Origin of the sequence: Pseudomonas paracarnis (assembly GCF_904063055.1) — a bacterium.
GTDB lineage: Bacteria > Pseudomonadota > Gammaproteobacteria > Pseudomonadales > Pseudomonadaceae > Aquipseudomonas > Aquipseudomonas paracarnis.
Genome location: NZ_CAJFCN010000009.1, coordinates 179,057 through 194,134, shown reverse-complemented (window position 1 = coordinate 194,134; position 15,078 = coordinate 179,057). Strand labels below are relative to the sequence as shown.

Here is a 15,078-nt window from a genome sequence, read left to right as displayed (position 1 = left end):
CGGCGATAGCGGTGGTTCAGTTGACTCATTAGTGACTGACACACCGCCATCGCAGGCAAGCCAGCTCCCACATGTTGCTCTGCGTACATCAGATGCTCTGGCGCAACCGGGCCAGGTCGCGCAGCGGCGGCGCACCGAACAACCGGCTGTACTCCCGGCTGAACTGGGACGGGCTTTCATACCCCACCCGATAGCCCGCCGCCGAGGCCTCCAGCCCTTCGGCAATCATCAGCCGCCGGGCTTCCTGCAAGCGCAGTTGCTTCTGGTATTGCAGCGGGCTCATGGCCGTGATCGCTTTGAAGCGATGGTGCAAGGTCGAGACGCTCAGGTTCACTTCCTTGGCCAGGTCGTCGATACGCAGCGGCTGTTCATAGTTGCCGTTCAGCCAGGTGATCGCCTGGCTCACCCGATGGCTCTGGCTGTTAGCCACAGCGATTTCATACAGGCGATAACCCTGCGGGCCACGCAGCAAGCGGTAGAGAATTTCACGGTTGATCAAGGGCGCGAGCATCGCGATGTCTTTAGGCGTGTCCAGCAAGCGGGTCAGGCGCAGCACCGCGTCGAGCAGTGCGTGATCGATGCGGTCGACGTACATGCCTCGTGAGGTCGGGCGCGAGGGCACGCCCATCGGCCCGGCCTCTGCGATCAGCGCGGTGAGCTGCGCCGGGTCGATATTGATACGCACCGAGAGGTTCGGGTCCTCGGCGGTGGCGTCAATAATGCGGCCGGCCACCGGCATCGCCACCGAGAACACCAGGTAGTTGAGCGGGTCGTAGGCAAAGATCTCGTCGGCCAGGCGCACTTCCTTACTGCCACTGGCTAGGATGCACAGCGCGGGTTCCACCAGCACCGGCATGAAATCCCGGGGCGCGTTGTGGCGGTTCAGGTACAGCGAGGTGATCGCCGTGCCGTAGGAGCCGTCCTCCCAGGTATGGCGGTGCACGATACTGGCCAGCTCGGCGCGTTGTTTCTCCATCTCGGCATCGAGGGGAACGGGCTTGGATTCGGGCGACGGCATGGGGCGTCCTCTACACGCGGCTTTGATGGGCTCAGCTTAGCGGCGGCTTTTCAAAAAGTGTTACGTCGATTCTGCAGCATCCTTGCCTGATCCTGCGAGATCGCGTGAATCAGGCAAGTACGCAGCCTGTCATCTGCCTGAAACATGGGGCCTGGGCCTGGAATAAATTCTGAGACCGAACGTCCTCCCTACGCTTCTCGCAGGATTGTGCAATAAGCCTGCAGGAATTGACTAACCGCGCTTACCGCCGCGCCGTTATCTTTGATCCTGTGGCAACACGCCCTCATTGTGCTTGCCGAGCATCACTTCTCAACGGGAGAGTCGAACATGTCCACCCCCATTCCCGCGAGCCATATGGCCTTTATCCGCGCCCGTAGCGGGTGCAGCACCGAACTCGGTGCACGCTTGAGCAGTTTGATCGAACCGGGTCGCCAGGCCCAGGGTTGCCTGCAATTCTCGTTGCAGCACTCCCAGGTCGACCCCGATGTATGGCTGGTATCCGGGTTCTGGAGCAGCGAGCAGGCCATGAGCGCCTACTTCAACTCTCCGGCCCTGATGATCTTCACTGAGCTTCTGAACGACATGGTCGTGCGCAGCATGGACTTCCAGACCTTCACCGACGCATCGGCGGCACAGGCCTACGGCGAGTACCTGCAACTGGCCGGTTAACGGTTAGAATGGCCGACTTTCCATTGGCCAGGACTTGCAACATGGCACGTAAACAATTTGCCCACCACGAAGCCGTTTCCGCCGTAGTACCGGGCGAAGGTGGCTACAGCGCCGCCGTCGCCGTCAAGGCACTGGATGGCATGGGCGCACCCAGGTTTCACAAGATCCTTGATGGGCAGACGTTCAAGACTGCGTCCGATGCCGATGATGCGGCGACGTTGCAACTCGAGCATCTGGTCGATGTGGATGCAGAAGGTCAACTGACCTGGGCGACTGCTGAACGCTGAGGCAGCACACCTAACCAATGTGGGAGCTGGCTTGCCTGCGATAGCGGTGTATCAGTCACTCTTGGGTTAACTGACCCACCGCTATCGCAGGCAAGCCAGCTCCCACAGTTTTGATTGCATTGCAGTCAGGGTTTGGTGGCGCCTGGGCGGTACATCTTGAACAGCGCTTCTGGCCCCAGCTGGAAATAATCCGCCGGGCCACCCCCGCGTAAAATCGGCTCGGCGGCAGCGGTGTCGTAGATCCCGTCCTTGAGCAACCATTTGGCGATGTGCACCGCAACCACCTCGCCCAGCACCAGCCAGCTCGGCACCAACTGTTGGTCGGCACGTTGCAGCTGGATGATCTGCGTCACCTTGCACTCGAACGACACCGGGCTCTCGCCCACCCGTGGTACGCCAACGATTTTCGAAGCCACCGGCGTCAAGCCGGAGAGTTCGAATTCATTCACCTCGGGCGATACGGCCGCGCAACTCTGGTTCATCTGCTCGGCCAGCGGGCGGGTGGCCAGGTTCCAGACGAATTCGCCGGTCTGTTCGATATTGTTCAGGCTGTCTTTACGCCCGACACTGGAAAACCCAATGATCGGCGGAATGTAGTTGAATGCGTTGAAGAAACTGTAGGGCGCCAGGTTCAGGCGGCCTTCGCGGTCGTGCGAGGAGATCCAGCCAATCGGGCGTGGGCCGACGATGGCGTTGAACGGGTCATGGGGCAGGCCGTGGCCGTTGGCGGGTTCGTAAAAGTGGATATCGTCGGACATCACCTGCTCCATATGGAATTCTGGGGCACGCATCATAACGAATGTGGGAGCGGGCTTGCTCGCGAATGCGGTGGGTCAGTTGATACAACTTTGACTGATCCTCCGCTATCGCGGGCAAGCCCGCTCCCACATTTTTTAGTCGGTGGTGATGCGTGAGTGTTTACGCGTGTCTTTCATGGTCACGTAGACCATCAACGACACGGCGATACACGCGGTCACGTACCAGTAGTAGCCCGTTTCCATACCGATGCTCTTGAACCACAGCGCGATGTATTCAGCGGTACCGCCGAAGATCGACACGGTCAGGGCATACGGCAGGCCCACGCCCAGTGCGCGGATTTCGGTCGGGAACAGCTCGGCCTTCACCACGGCGTTGATCGAGGTGTAGCCGCTGACGATGATCAGCGCCGCCATGATCAGGAAGAACGCGCCCCACCAGCTCTGGATGGTGTGCAGGGTGGTGAGGATCGGCACGGTGAACAGGGTGCCAAGCACGCCGAAGGCGATCAGGATCGGGCGGCGGCCGATTTTATCCGACAGCCCGCCGATGATCGGTTGCAGGCACATGAACAGAAACAGCGTCGCCGCCGAGATGGTGGTGGAGTCGGAGATGCTCATGCCGACCGTGTTCACCAGGTATTTCTGCATGTAGGTGGTGTAGGTGTAGAACGCCAGGGTGCCGCCCATGGTCAGGCCGACCACGGTCATCAGTTCCTTGGGGTGACGCATCAAGGTGCGCATTGCGCTTTCCTTGGCTTTTTCTTTCTTGGTGAACGACTCGGTTTCTTCCATGCCGCGACGCAGGTACAGCGCGACCACTGCGCACAGGGCGCCGATGGCGAACGGGATGCGCCAGCCCCAGGCGTACAGTTGTTCGGTAGTCAGCACCTGTTGCAGCACGATCAGCACCGCCAGCGCGATGAGCTGGCCGGAGATCAGGGTCACGTACTGGAAGCTTGAGTAGAACCCGCGACGTTCCTTGGTGGCCATCTCACTGAGATAGGTGGCAGAGGTGCCGTATTCGCCGCCGACCGACAGGCCCTGCAGCAGGCGGGCAAACACCAGCAGGATCGGCGCACCGATACCAATGATTTCATAGCCTGGGCTCAGGGCAATCAGCAGCGAGCCGAAGCACATCAGGTACACCGAGGCCATCAAGGCTTTTTTACGCCCGACTTTGTCGGCGTAGAGGCCCATCAGCCAGCCACCGATCGGGCGCATCAGGAAGCCCACGGCGAAGATCGCGGCGGTGTTGAGCAGTTGGGCAGTGGTGTCGCCTTTGGGGAAGAAGGCTTTGGCGAAGTACAGCGAGAAGGCGGCGTAGACGTACCAGTCGTACCATTCGACCATGTTGCCGACCGATCCGCTGAAGATCGACTTGATGCGGCTGGAGGTGGTGCGCTCCTGCGCTTTTGCGGCCGTCGATCCCAGAGGCACGGTGTTGGAGTTATCCATTGAAGGATCCTTCATCTAGTTGTTTTTATGGAGCGGCGCGTGCGCAGCCTGTTGGGGCTATAGCAGGAGCTGTGCCAGGTAGAGGAAGGCCCGCAATAGAAGGGTTGCGGGATTTTATTGAGCGGAAAGTCGCTGATGGTTTTTGGGTGATGAGCGGAAATCCGCTTATGGCTGCCGACGCCATCGCAGGCAAGCCAGCTCCCACACCTGCTGTGTTCACAGACCAAAATGTGGGAGCGGGCTTGCCCGCGATGGTGATCCAAATATCGCTACACAAACATCTCCCTTACCAACCCATGCCGCTGCATCTTCTCATTGAAGGTACGGCGCGGCAGTTGTAACTCGGCCAGCACCGCCTTGATATCGCCCTTGTGACGCGTCAACGCGGCCTTCAGGCAGTGTGCCTCGAACGCTTCTTGCTGCGCTGCTAACGACTGCCCGGCCTCGATCCCTTGCGGTTCCGGCTCGTCCAGCCCCAACACCTGGCGCTCGGCGACGTTGGCCAGTTCGCGCACATTGCCCGGCCAGTCATGGCTGAGCAGGCGCCCCAACTGTGGCCCACTCAAGGGCTCGACCTGGCGGCCCAGACGCTCGGCGGCGCTTTGCGCAAAATGCTCGTACAGCAGCGGAATATCTTCGCGACGTTCACGCAATGGCGGCAGGCGCAGTTGCGCGACGTTGAGCCGATAGGCCAGGTCTTCGCGAAAGCGCCCGGCACGGGCTTCTTCCAGCAGGTCGGGCTTGGTGGCAGCGATGATGCGCAGGTCCACTTGGATACTCTGGTTGGAGCCCAGCCGCTCCAGCTTCTGTTCCTGCAATACGCGCAGCAATTTCACTTGCTGGGCCAGGGGCATGCTTTCGATTTCATCCAGGAACAAGGTGCCGCCGTGGGCATATTCCAGTTTGCCGATGCGTTTGCCGTGGGCGCCGGTGAAGGCGCCGCTTTCATGTCCGAAGAGTTCGGCTTCGAACAACTGCTCGGGGATTGCCGCGCAATTGAGGGCCACGAACGGCTTCTTTGCGCGTGGGCCGAAGTCGTGCAGGCAGCGGGCGACCAACTCCTTGCCGCTGCCGGTTTCACCGCGAATCAGCACATTGACCGGCAAACTCGCCAGGTCCAGCACTTGGCGGCGCAAGCTTTGAAGGCCCTTGGACACACCCAGCAGGCTGGACTCCAACTGCGCGCGATGATCGGCCTGTTGATGCAGGCGGCGGTTTTCCAGGATCAGGCCACGCTTGTCCAACGCCCGGCGCAGGCTGTTGAGCAAGGCGTCGGGGCTGAAGGGTTTTTCCAGGAAGTCGTAGGCGCCGTCGCGCATGGCTTCGACGGCCATTGGCACGTCGCCATGGCCGGTGAGCAAAATCACCGGCAAATCGGCATCGCGGCGCTGCACCTCGGCCAACAGTTCAAGGCCGCTGAGCCCTGGCATGCGCACGTCGCTCAGAATCACCCCGGCAAAGTCCTTGGGCAGTTGCGCCAGGCACTCTTCGGCGCGGCTGAACAGCTGCACGTCAAACCCCGACAGGCTCAGCCATTGCTCGACGGCCGTGCGAATACTGGCTTCGTCATCGACCACAATCACCGCGTTCAACATAGGTCTGGCGTCTCCAGGGCGATAGGCAGGGTCAAGGTGAAAGTCGCGCCATCGCCACGGTTGGCGGCACTCAGGCGTCCGCCCAGTTCATGCACGATAGCGTAGGACACCGCGAGTCCCAAACCGAGCCCGTCGCCCACCGGTTTGGTGGTGAAAAACGGGTCGAACACGCTGCTCAAATGTTCTTCGGCAATCCCGCCGCCGCTGTCGCAGACGCTCAACTGCCACAGCTGCTGATCGGCGTGCAGGCGGATTTCCAGGCGCTTGCGCGGTTTGTCGGCCATGGCGTCGAGGGCGTTGCGCAACAGGTTGATCAGCACCTGTTCCAGGCGGATCGCGTCGCCACGTACCCAGGCCGGGCGGGTGAGGTCCAGCACCACACCGATGGCTTCGTCACGCAGGCGCGCGTCGAGCAGGTGCAAGGATTGGTCAACCACCGTCGCCAGGTCCAGCTTTTCGCGCAGGCCACTGGGGCTCTTGCGCGCGAACGTCTTGAGGTGGCCGGTGAGCGCGGCCATGCGCGTGAGCATGTCATCCAATGGCGTGAGCGCCTTGTAGGCATCGTCCACGCGACCATGGTCGAGCAGCAGCCGCAGCGTCGCCAGTTGCATGCGCTGGGCGGTCAGCGGCTGGTTGATTTCATGGGCGAGGGCGGCCGACATCTGCCCCAATGCCGCCAGCTTGGCCGACTGCACCAGGCCATCCTGGGCGGTGCGCAGCGCCTGGGTGCGTTCTTCGACCAATTGCTCCAGTTCTTCACGGCTGCGCTGGCGCAAGCGGGCCAGGCGCCAGCGCTGGCTGAGGAACAGCACCAGGAACACCAATGCCAGCCACGAACCCGCAGCGGCAAGGCCCGCGTTACGTTGGTCTTCAAAGGCAAACTGGGGTTTGCGCAACAGGTGCAGGGTCCAACCTTCGCGCTTGAGCGGCAGCGACTCCCAGATGTAATTGGCGTTGCCGTCGGGGCCGTTGACGCGGATCAAATGGCTGTTTTCGTCAAAGCGTTGCAGGGGCTGGGTGTCCAGCGGCTGCAGTTGCTTCTTGTCGTATTGGCGGGTGGTCTTGAGTTCAGCCAGGTCATTTTCGGACAACGGCCGCAGGTTGCGATAACGCCAGCCCGGCTGGTTGGCGATAAACACGATGCCCCGCGCATCGCTGACCAACAGCAGGTCATTGCCCTGGGCCCACTCGCGCTCCAGCTCGGGGAACTCCAGCTTGACCACCATGGCGCCGAGGAACTGCTCGTGCTCATCCACGACCGCACTGGAAAGAAAGTAGCCCGGAATACCCGTGGTCACGCCCACTGCATAAAAGCGCCCGGTGCCGTGGCTCAAGGTCTGGCTGAAATACGGCCTGAACGCGTAGTTGTGGCCGACATAACTGCTGGGCAGGTTCCAGTTGCTGGCGGCCACGGCCAGGCCGGTGCGGTCCATCAGTTCCAGGGTCGAAGACTGCGCAGCGCCGTTGATGCGCTCCAGCTTGCGGTTGAGCCGGTCTTGCGTGGTGGCGTCCAGCGGGCCCTTCAAGGCGCTGATCATCTCCGAATCCAGCGCCAGCACGGCGGGCAGGGCACGGTAGCGTTCGATCAGGGTGTGCAGCGAGTTGGCATACAGCGCCAGCTGCTGATTGGCACGGGCGGCGTCGTCTACCAAGGCCTGGCGTTCGGCATGGCGCGTGGCCAAGGCGGCAGCCAGCACCGCACCGGCGATGATCAACAGAGAATAGAAGGTCAGGCGCAGGGGGCGAGGGATCACGATCATACGATGATGAACAGGCACGGTAAGGGGCGAGCACCATAGCATGGGCAGCTCATATCTTGTGACCAAGGAGCTTGTGGGGGAGCTGGCTTGCCTGCGATGACGGCCTGACAGCCGACATCTATCTACCTGACACCCCACGATCCAACTGTGGGAGCTGGCTTGCCTGCGATGACGGCTTGCCAGCCGACGGCTATCTACCTGACACCCCACGATCGCAATGTGGGAGCGGGCTTGCTCGCGAAGGCGGCCTGACAGCCGACCGGGATGTGGGATCAGATTGAGTACATATCCGTTAGTTAGGTAACGGCCACTTAGGGTTCCGCCCTGACGGCGGCTCACTTTGCAAAAGCCGGGATGCCGGCCCAGGCCAAAGTAAGCAAAACGCTCTTGCCCCACCACTCGGCACCTCGCCTAGGCTCGGTGTGCCCGAACGCAGGCTTGAATCCGTGGGCCGCCGCCACGCGCCATCCATGGCGCGGGGCGGCTAACCCGGCGTCCTGCCGGGTTACCCACGAATTCAAGCCTGCGTTCGGCCAGCGTGGTTTAACGGGGCGCCTGAGATCAAGATCAAAAGCAGATCAAGAGCAAGATCAGGAGCAGTCCCTTGCTCCAGGCATAAAAAAGGCGACTGGGCCGTGGGGCCGCAGTCGCATTTATTTTTTTGGATGAGGTGCTTACTGCACTTCTACCGCCAGGCTGTCACTGATCTTTTTCTGCCAGATGGCAGGACCGGTGATGTGGACGGATTCACCTTTGCTGTCTACTGCAACGGTGACCGGCATGTCTTTGACGTCGAACTCGTAGATGGCTTCCATGCCCAGTTCGGCGAAGGCAACCACGCGCGACTTCTTGATGGCCTGGGCCACCAGGTAAGCGGCGCCGCCCACGGCCATCAGGTACACGGCCTTGTGATCCTTGATCGCTTCGATGGCGGTAGGGCCGCGCTCGGATTTGCCGATCATGCCCAGCAGGCCGGTTTGCTCCAGGATCTGGCGGGTGAACTTGTCCATCCGCGTTGCAGTGGTCGGGCCCGCTGGGCCAACCACTTCTTCGCGCACCGGATCAACCGGGCCGACGTAGTAGATAAAGCGGCCCTTGAGGTCCACCGGCAAGGTTTCGCCCTTGTTCAGCATCTCGACCATGCGCTTGTGCGCCGCATCGCGACCGGTAAGCATCTTGCCGTTGAGCAGGACGGTTTCGCCCGGCTTCCAGCTCTGCACTTCTTCCGGGGTCAGGGTGTCGAGGTTGACGCGGCGAGCCGATGGGCCGGCTTCCCAGACGATTTCCGGGTAGGCGTCCAACGGTGGCGCTTCCAGTGACGCCGGGCCCGAGCCGTCGAGCACGAAGTGCGCGTGACGGGTGGCGGCGCAGTTGGGGATCATGCACACCGGCAGGGACGCGGCGTGGGTCGGGTAGTCCATGATCTTCACGTCGAGCACGGTGGTCAGGCCACCCAGGCCCTGGGCGCCGATGCCCAGTTGGTTGACCTTCTCGAACAGCTCCAGGCGCATTTCTTCGATACGGTTTTGCGGGCCGCGCTTTTTCAGCTCGTGGATGTCGATGGACTCCATCAACACTTCCTTGGCCATTACCGCGGCTTTCTCGGCGGTACCGCCGATGCCAATGCCGAGCATGCCCGGTGGGCACCAGCCGGCGCCCATGGTCGGAACAGTCTTGAGCACCCAGTCGACGATCGAGTCGGACGGGTTGAGCATGGCCATTTTCGACTTGTTCTCGGAGCCGCCACCCTTGGCCGCCACGTCCACTTCCACGGTGTTACCCGGGACGATGGAATAGTGGATGACCGCAGGGGTGTTGTCCTTGGTGTTCTTGCGGGCGCCGGCCGGGTCGGCGAGGATCGAGGCGCGCAGGACGTTTTCTGGCAGGTTGTAGGCGCGACGCACGCCTTCGTTGATCATGTCGTCCAGGCCCATGGTTGCGCCGTCCCAGCGCACGTCCATACCCACGCGCACGAACACGGTGACAATACCGGTGTCCTGGCAGATCGGGCGATGGCCGGTGGCACACATGCGCGAGTTGATCAGGATCTGGGCGATGGAGTCACGGGCTGCCGGCGATTCTTCGCGCAGGTAGGCTTCGTGCATGGCCTGGATGAAATCAACGGGGTGGTAGTAGGAAATGAATTGCAGGGCGTCGGCAACGCTCTGAATCAGGTCGTCTTGCTTGATCACGGTCATGAGTCGCGCTCCTCTATAAGGGAACATTCAATAAAGATGGCCTCAGTGTTGCATCGGTCGGCTGAAGCCATCTTTCCAAGGCACGCCAGAATGGTGCAGGCGCGACGCTAAAAAGGCGCGGCAGTATAACCCGGCACGGTGGCCGATACACCCGACTATGGTCAAACTGTCGCAGGCATGATTCCCTGTGCGCGCTCCTTATGATCGAGTCTTTATATGCCTGAACTGTATGTCGGCGAACGCCACTGGTCGGTCACCCCCGGCAGCAACCTGCTGGATGCCTTGAATCAGGCCGGTGTGGCCGTGCCCTTCAGTTGCCGGGCCGGCAGTTGCCATGCGTGCCTGGTGCGTTGCGAGGGTGAGGTTGACGACCAGCAGCCCGAAGCCCTGAGCCCGACGCAGCGCCAGCAAGGTTGGCGCCTGGCGTGCCAGTGCCGGGTCATTGCGGACCTGAAGGTCGACGCGTTTGATCCCCAGCGCGATGGCTTGCCCGCCCAGGTGGTGGGCGCCGATTGGCTGAGTTCGACGGTACTGCGCCTGCGCCTGCAACCAGAACGTGCCCTGCGGTACAGGGCCGGGCAGCATTTGGTGCTGTGGGCAGGGCAGGTGGCACGCCCTTATTCCCTGGCGAGTTTGCCCCAGGAGGAGCCGTATCTGGAGTTCCATATCGACTGCCGTCAACCCGGTGCCTTCAGCGATGCCGCGCGACAGTTGAAGGTCGGTGATCCTGTATGCCTGGGCGAACTGCGGGGTGGAGCGCTGCACTATGATCCTGACTGGCAATCACGACCCTTGTGGCTGCTGGCCTCCGGTACTGGCCTGGGCCCCTTGTGGGGCGTGTTGCGCGAGGCACTGCGCCAGGATCATCAAGGCGAGATTCGCGTGATTCACCTGGCCCATGAGGCCGAGGCTCATTATCTGGCTGAACCCCTGGCAGCGCTTGCCGCGCAACATGGGCACCTCACCGTGGAGCTATGGACCGCGGCGCAGTTGCAGCAGGCATTGGCGCAACTGCGGCTGGTTTCCCGGCACACCCTGGCCTTGCTTTGCGGGCACCCTGCCAGCGTCGAGGCCTTTTCCAAGCGCTTGTTCCTGGCGGGACTGCCGCGTAATCAATTGCTGGCGGATGTGTTCCTGGCTCGCCCTTTTACGTTATGAAAAGCCTGGTCAAGTCGGTATCGGAGCTTATCGTCCGGAGCCGATGACGCCATCGCAGGCAAGCCAGCTCCCACAGTAGACCGAGTTGTCTGACTATTGTGGGAGCTGGCTTGCCTGCGATGAGGCGCTGAAATTCAACACAGTGGCCTGCACTGAAATGCAAAAAGCCCCGCCATTCACAGGGCGGGGCTTTTGTTTTTCAGCTTGTCACTCAGACCTGCGGGTCGCCCACATGCAGGATCTTCATGCCATTGGTGCCACCGGTGGTGTGGTAGCTGTCGCCCTTGGTCAGGATGACCCAGTCGCCTTTCTCCACGACGCCGCGTTTGACCAACTCGTCGATCGCCTTCTGGCTGACTTCGTTCGGTGCCAGCGACGCCGGGTCGAACGGGATGGTGTACACGCCGCGGAACATGGCCGCGCGGGCCTGGGCTTCGCGGTGTGGGGTGAACGCGTAGATAGGCACCGAGGAACGGATGCGCGACATGATCAACGGCGTGTAGCCACTTTCGGTCAAAGCGATGATCGCTTTCACGCCCGGGAAGTGGTTGGCGGTGTACATGGCAGCCAGGGCGATGCTCTGGTCACAGCTTTCGAAAACCTTGCCGATGCGGTGGCTGGAGGTCTTGCTGGTCGGGTGCTTTTCGGCACCGACGCAGATACGCGCCATGGCCTGCACGGCTTCCAGCGGGTACGGGCCGGCGGCACTTTCAGCCGAGAGCATCACGGCGTCGGTGTAGTCGAGCACGGCGTTGGCCACGTCGGACACTTCGGCACGGGTCGGCATCGGGTTCTGGATCATCGACTCCATCATCTGGGTCGCAACGATCACCGCTTTGTTATGACGGCGTGCGTGCAGGATGATCTTCTTCTGGATACCGATCAGCTCGGCGTCACCGATTTCCACGCCCAGGTCGCCACGGGCAACCATCACGGCATCGGAGGCCTTGATCAGGCCGTCGAGGGTTTCATCATCGGCCACGGCTTCAGCACGCTCGATCTTCGCTACCAGCCAGGCGGTACCGCCGGCTTCGTCGCGCAGCTTACGGGCGTATTCCATGTCGGCGGCGTCGCGCGGGAAGGACACGGCGAGGTAGTCCACTTCCATTTCGGCGGCGAGCTTGATGTCAGCCTTGTCTTTTTCAGTCAGGGCCGGCGCCGTCAGGCCACCACCGCGACGGTTGATGCCTTTGTGGTCGGACAGCGGGCCGCCGATGATCACGGTGCAATTGAGTTCGGTCGGCGTGGCGGTGTCGACGCGCATGACCACACGGCCGTCGTCCAGCAGCAGTTCGTCACCGACGCCGCAGTCCTTGACCAGGTCCGGGTAGTCGATGCCCACCACGTCCTGGGTGCCTTCGGTCAGCGGGTGGCTGGTGGAGAAGGTGAACTTGTCACCGATCTTCAGCTCGATCCGCTTGTTGGTGAATTTGGCGATACGGATTTTCGGGCCTTGCAGGTCGCCCAAGAGTGCAACGAAGCGGCCATGCTTGGCGGCGAGGTCACGCACCAGCTTGGCGCGAGCCTTGTGCTCGTCCGGGGTGCCGTGGGAGAAGTTCAGACGGGCGACGTCCAAACCAGCCAGAATCAGCTGTTCGAGGACTTCCGGCGAGTTACTGGCCGGGCCAAGGGTGGCGACGATTTTGGTACGACGGACGGACATGCACGGACTCCTGAGTTCAAGCGCTGGGGAAGGCTACTATGCTCTTTCGTTGTAGTCATTGTTCGTTTGCACTACTTATCGACGATTGGCTTGTTTTGGCTGCGGTTGAATGGGCAAACGCCTTGAAGATTTTCGACCAGGGGTCGATACACTGCACAAGACAGGAGAACCCCATGCGAATTTTGCTCGTTGCTGCCCTGGCCGTCAGTGTTGTCGGCTGTACCCGCTGGTCGATGGACCACCATTTGAACAACGCTTACCGTGCCTATGGGGTCGGTGATTGCCAGCGTGTCACCCTGGAGTTGTCCCAGGTCGATCGCGAGAGCCGTACCCGCCGCTACGTGCAACCGGAGGTTTCGATGTTGCGCGGGCAGTGCCTGGAACGCCAGAAACTGTTTGTCGATGCCGCACAGACCTATCAGTTCATCATCGGCCACTACCCGTCGAGCGAGTACGCCTATCGAGCCCGTGCGCGGCTCGATACCTTGCAGCAACTGGGGCATCTGCCGGCTGCAGGCCTGGCAAAACCAAGGCCTGCGTCGTTGTAATGGTATTTGTCATTTTATAGCTGGCCTGTCGCCAGTCTTGGGCTAATCTTTGAATGTCTGTTTGTGCAGTTTCCCATTCGAACGGATGCAAGGCCCGGATTCGGCAGCTGTTTGGTGACAAGCGGTAGGTTTTGTCACACCGAAATCCAGGGAGAGCGAGCGATTGCTTGTTCCGAATCACTGGCACGGCCAGATTTTTGGCTATTGGATGGCGACTTCACCATGTTTACCGAACGACGGATCGAGCGGCATCAACTGCCGTATTTTCTGCAGGTGTTCAATCGTATTACCGACAAGCCAATCGGCTATCTTGGAAATGTGTCTGAAAACGGTCTGATGCTGATCAGCTCGTTACCCATGATGACCGAGGTGGATTTCGAGCTGCGCTTGAAAGTGCCGGTGGCGCAAGGCGAGTTCAAGGCGATTGACCTCACGGCAACCTGCTTGTGGAGCCACGAGGATGTCACCCCGCAGCATTACGACTCGGGGTTCAGCGTGCTTGAGGCGCCCGAGGAATACCGGCACCTGATCAACGCGCTGTTGCAGTACTTCAGCTTTTATCCTTTGCAGGCCTCTGTCTGAATTATGCGTGGGGTCGTGGCCGTTTCCTGGCCATACCCCTGCGCAGTCATCCTCAGAATACCCCGGCCTTTTTCCACTCCAGATAGCGTGTGACCAGCCCGGCACCCAGCGCCGATGGCAAGGTATCGAGCACCGACAGCCCATGGGCACTCAAGCGATCATGGCGTTGGTTGCGGGTGTTGAGGTAATCGATCGTGCCGCTGTAAGCCAGGGCTTCGGGCAATGTCTGCACAGGCGTCTGACGTAGCTGGTCGAGGACCTCTTCCCTCAGGCTGGCCACCAGTACCCGGTGATGCCTGCCGATACGCTGGACGGCAGCCATCAGCGCTTCATCCTCCTCATCCCGCAGGTTGGTGACGATGATCACCAGCGCCCGGCGTTTTTGACGTGCCAACAACTGGCTGGCGGCCGCCTGGTAGTCGGCGGTTTTTCGCGTGGTCTGTAGGTCATAGACCGCATTGAGCAACAGGTTCAATTGGCCACTGCCCTTGACCGGCTTCAGGTAGCGCGGCTGGTCGCTGGCGAACGTGCACAGCCCTACCGCATCGCCCTGTCGCAAGGCGACATAGCTCAGCAGCAGGCAGGCATTGAGCGCGTGATCAAAATGGGAAAGTTCGTCATCCTGGCTGCGCATGTGCTGGCCGCAATCGAGCATGAACACGATTTGCTGGTCGCGTTCGTCCTGGTATTCCCGGGCAATGGGCGTTCGTTGGCGGGCGGTGGCTTTCCAGTCGATCTGACGCAGGCTGTCACCTTCACGAAACTCGCGCAGTTGGTGAAATTCCAGGCCCAACCCTCGCCGCTGATGTTGGCGCACGCCCAGTTGGCTCAGCCAGTTATCCACACCCCGTAACTGCGCACCGTATAAGCGCGCGAAATCCGGGTAAACACGGGTGGAATCGCGGGTGTCGACCCATCGTCGTGCCGACCACAGCCCCAATGGGCTGGGCAGCAGCAGCTCGCAGCGACTGAAATGGAAGTGCCCGCGCCGCAAGGGGCGCACGCGATAGCCCAGCTCAGCACGTTCACCGGGGCGTAGTTGAATGAATTGAGGCAGGTTCTCCACAGCCAGGCCATCGGGCACGTGATCGAACACCTGCACGGTCAGTGGTTGCGGGTAGTCGTGCTCCAGGCACAGGCGTATTTCTTCCCAGCGCCCCAGCGCCAGGCTGCCGGGCAGTGTCCTGTATACGCGGACCGAGGGGCGGCGGCGCAAGCGTGCGGCATCCAGCATCGCCAGCAGCAACAGGGCCAGCAGCAGGCCCCAGGCTACCGAATGCAAGGTGGCGGGCACTTTGAACTGCAACGCTGCCGAAGCGCCCAACAAGATGTTCAAGCCGAGCAGAACGCCCAGCCAGGTCAGCAGCAGACGAGTCGGTTTCATGGC

13 protein-coding genes are annotated in these 15,078 nt (G+C 61.3%); 5 read left to right on the top strand and 8 right to left on the bottom strand.

The annotated features are described in order from the left end of the window. Positions 1-88 precede the first annotated feature (88 nt). Entirely contained in the window at positions 89-1,018 is a 930-nt protein-coding gene (locus JMV15_RS20005; RefSeq protein ID WP_003193916.1) for an AraC family transcriptional regulator, read from the bottom strand. A 327-nt stretch (positions 1,019-1,345) separates the two neighbouring features. Between JMV15_RS20005 and JMV15_RS20000 the strand changes: the two genes are divergently transcribed. Then, a complete protein-coding gene (locus JMV15_RS20000; protein ID WP_003193915.1) occupies positions 1,346-1,687 on the top strand; it encodes an antibiotic biosynthesis monooxygenase family protein in 342 nt (113 codons plus the stop codon). A gap of 41 nt (positions 1,688-1,728) precedes the next feature. Continuing rightward, positions 1,729-1,974, top strand: coding sequence for a hypothetical protein (locus JMV15_RS19995; protein ID WP_019817340.1), 246 nt, complete (start codon positions 1,729-1,731; stop codon positions 1,972-1,974). A 125-nt stretch (positions 1,975-2,099) separates the two neighbouring features. Here the strand turns inward: JMV15_RS19995 and JMV15_RS19990 are convergent, their stop codons facing one another. From JMV15_RS19990 to JMV15_RS19970, 5 genes are all read right to left on the bottom strand, one after another. Then, positions 2,100-2,732 (bottom strand): flavin reductase family protein, encoded by a 633-nt coding sequence (locus tag JMV15_RS19990; RefSeq protein WP_038451372.1) that lies wholly within the window; start codon positions 2,730-2,732, stop codon positions 2,100-2,102. A gap of 135 nt (positions 2,733-2,867) precedes the next feature. Then, positions 2,868-4,187, bottom strand: coding sequence for an MFS transporter (locus JMV15_RS19985; RefSeq protein WP_014719746.1), 1,320 nt, complete (start codon positions 4,185-4,187; stop codon positions 2,868-2,870). A gap of 269 nt (positions 4,188-4,456) precedes the next feature. After that, positions 4,457-5,782, bottom strand: a complete 1,326-nt coding sequence (locus JMV15_RS19980) for a sigma-54-dependent transcriptional regulator (protein ID WP_014719745.1) — start codon at positions 5,780-5,782, stop codon at positions 4,457-4,459. Next, a complete protein-coding gene (locus JMV15_RS19975; RefSeq protein WP_038451370.1) occupies positions 5,776-7,542 on the bottom strand; it encodes an ATP-binding protein in 1,767 nt (588 codons plus the stop codon). The genes JMV15_RS19980 and JMV15_RS19975 overlap by 7 nt, the downstream gene beginning before the upstream one ends. A 674-nt stretch (positions 7,543-8,216) precedes the next feature. Further along, positions 8,217-9,740: a fumarate hydratase gene (locus tag JMV15_RS19970; protein ID WP_003193907.1), complete on the bottom strand. Its 1,524-nt coding sequence runs from the start codon at positions 9,738-9,740 to the stop codon at positions 8,217-8,219. A 216-nt stretch (positions 9,741-9,956) separates the two neighbouring features. On the opposite strand from JMV15_RS19970, the gene JMV15_RS19965 reads away from it, so the two are divergent. Next, positions 9,957-10,898 (top strand): iron-sulfur-binding ferredoxin reductase, encoded by a 942-nt coding sequence (locus JMV15_RS19965; RefSeq protein ID WP_069868748.1) that lies wholly within the window; start codon positions 9,957-9,959, stop codon positions 10,896-10,898. Positions 10,899-11,109: 211 nt separating this feature from the next. Here the strand turns inward: JMV15_RS19965 and pyk are convergent, their stop codons facing one another. After that, positions 11,110-12,561, bottom strand: a complete 1,452-nt coding sequence (gene pyk / locus JMV15_RS19960) for a pyruvate kinase (RefSeq protein ID WP_003193904.1) — start codon at positions 12,559-12,561, stop codon at positions 11,110-11,112. Between the two features lie 173 nt (positions 12,562-12,734). Here pyk and JMV15_RS19955 point away from each other — a divergent pair, with 173 nt between their 5' ends. Both JMV15_RS19955 and JMV15_RS19950 read left to right on the top strand, forming a co-directional pair. Beyond that, complete coding sequence (locus tag JMV15_RS19955; protein WP_003193903.1) at positions 12,735-13,109, top strand: tetratricopeptide repeat protein; 375 nt, start codon at positions 12,735-12,737, stop codon at positions 13,107-13,109. A gap of 222 nt (positions 13,110-13,331) precedes the next feature. Continuing rightward, positions 13,332-13,691 carry a PilZ domain-containing protein gene (locus JMV15_RS19950; RefSeq protein WP_019821226.1) on the top strand — a complete coding sequence of 120 codons (360 nt, stop codon included), beginning with the start codon at positions 13,332-13,334 and terminating at the stop codon, positions 13,689-13,691. Between the two features lie 52 nt (positions 13,692-13,743). On the opposite strand, the gene JMV15_RS19945 is transcribed toward JMV15_RS19950, so the two are convergent. Further along, positions 13,744-15,075 carry a DUF58 domain-containing protein gene (locus JMV15_RS19945; protein ID WP_014719741.1) on the bottom strand — a complete coding sequence of 444 codons (1,332 nt, stop codon included), beginning with the start codon at positions 15,073-15,075 and terminating at the stop codon, positions 13,744-13,746. Between the last annotated feature and the right edge of the window lie 3 nt (positions 15,076-15,078).

Excerpts from the sequence above, each read along its gene's own strand:
- JMV15_RS20005 (WP_003193916.1), bottom strand. The coding sequence starts at position 1,018 with ATGCCGTCGCCCGAATCCAAGCCCGTTCCCCTCGATGCCGAGATGGAG.
- JMV15_RS20000 (WP_003193915.1), top strand. The coding sequence starts at position 1,346 with ATGTCCACCCCCATTCCCGCGAGCCATATGGCCTTTATCCGCGCCCGT.
- JMV15_RS19995 (WP_019817340.1), top strand. The coding sequence starts at position 1,729 with ATGGCACGTAAACAATTTGCCCACCACGAAGCCGTTTCCGCCGTAGTA.
- JMV15_RS19990 (WP_038451372.1), bottom strand. The coding sequence starts at position 2,732 with ATGTCCGACGATATCCACTTTTACGAACCCGCCAACGGCCACGGCCTG.
- JMV15_RS19985 (WP_014719746.1), bottom strand. The coding sequence starts at position 4,187 with ATGGATAACTCCAACACCGTGCCTCTGGGATCGACGGCCGCAAAAGCG.
- JMV15_RS19980 (WP_014719745.1), bottom strand. The coding sequence starts at position 5,782 with ATGTTGAACGCGGTGATTGTGGTCGATGACGAAGCCAGTATTCGCACG.
- JMV15_RS19975 (WP_038451370.1), bottom strand. The coding sequence starts at position 7,542 with ATGATCGTGATCCCTCGCCCCCTGCGCCTGACCTTCTATTCTCTGTTG.
- JMV15_RS19970 (WP_003193907.1), bottom strand. The coding sequence starts at position 9,740 with ATGACCGTGATCAAGCAAGACGACCTGATTCAGAGCGTTGCCGACGCC.
- JMV15_RS19965 (WP_069868748.1), top strand. The coding sequence starts at position 9,957 with ATGCCTGAACTGTATGTCGGCGAACGCCACTGGTCGGTCACCCCCGGC.
- pyk (WP_003193904.1), bottom strand. The coding sequence starts at position 12,561 with ATGTCCGTCCGTCGTACCAAAATCGTCGCCACCCTTGGCCCGGCCAGT.
- JMV15_RS19955 (WP_003193903.1), top strand. The coding sequence starts at position 12,735 with ATGCGAATTTTGCTCGTTGCTGCCCTGGCCGTCAGTGTTGTCGGCTGT.
- JMV15_RS19950 (WP_019821226.1), top strand. The coding sequence starts at position 13,332 with ATGTTTACCGAACGACGGATCGAGCGGCATCAACTGCCGTATTTTCTG.
- JMV15_RS19945 (WP_014719741.1), bottom strand. The coding sequence starts at position 15,075 with ATGAAACCGACTCGTCTGCTGCTGACCTGGCTGGGCGTTCTGCTCGGC.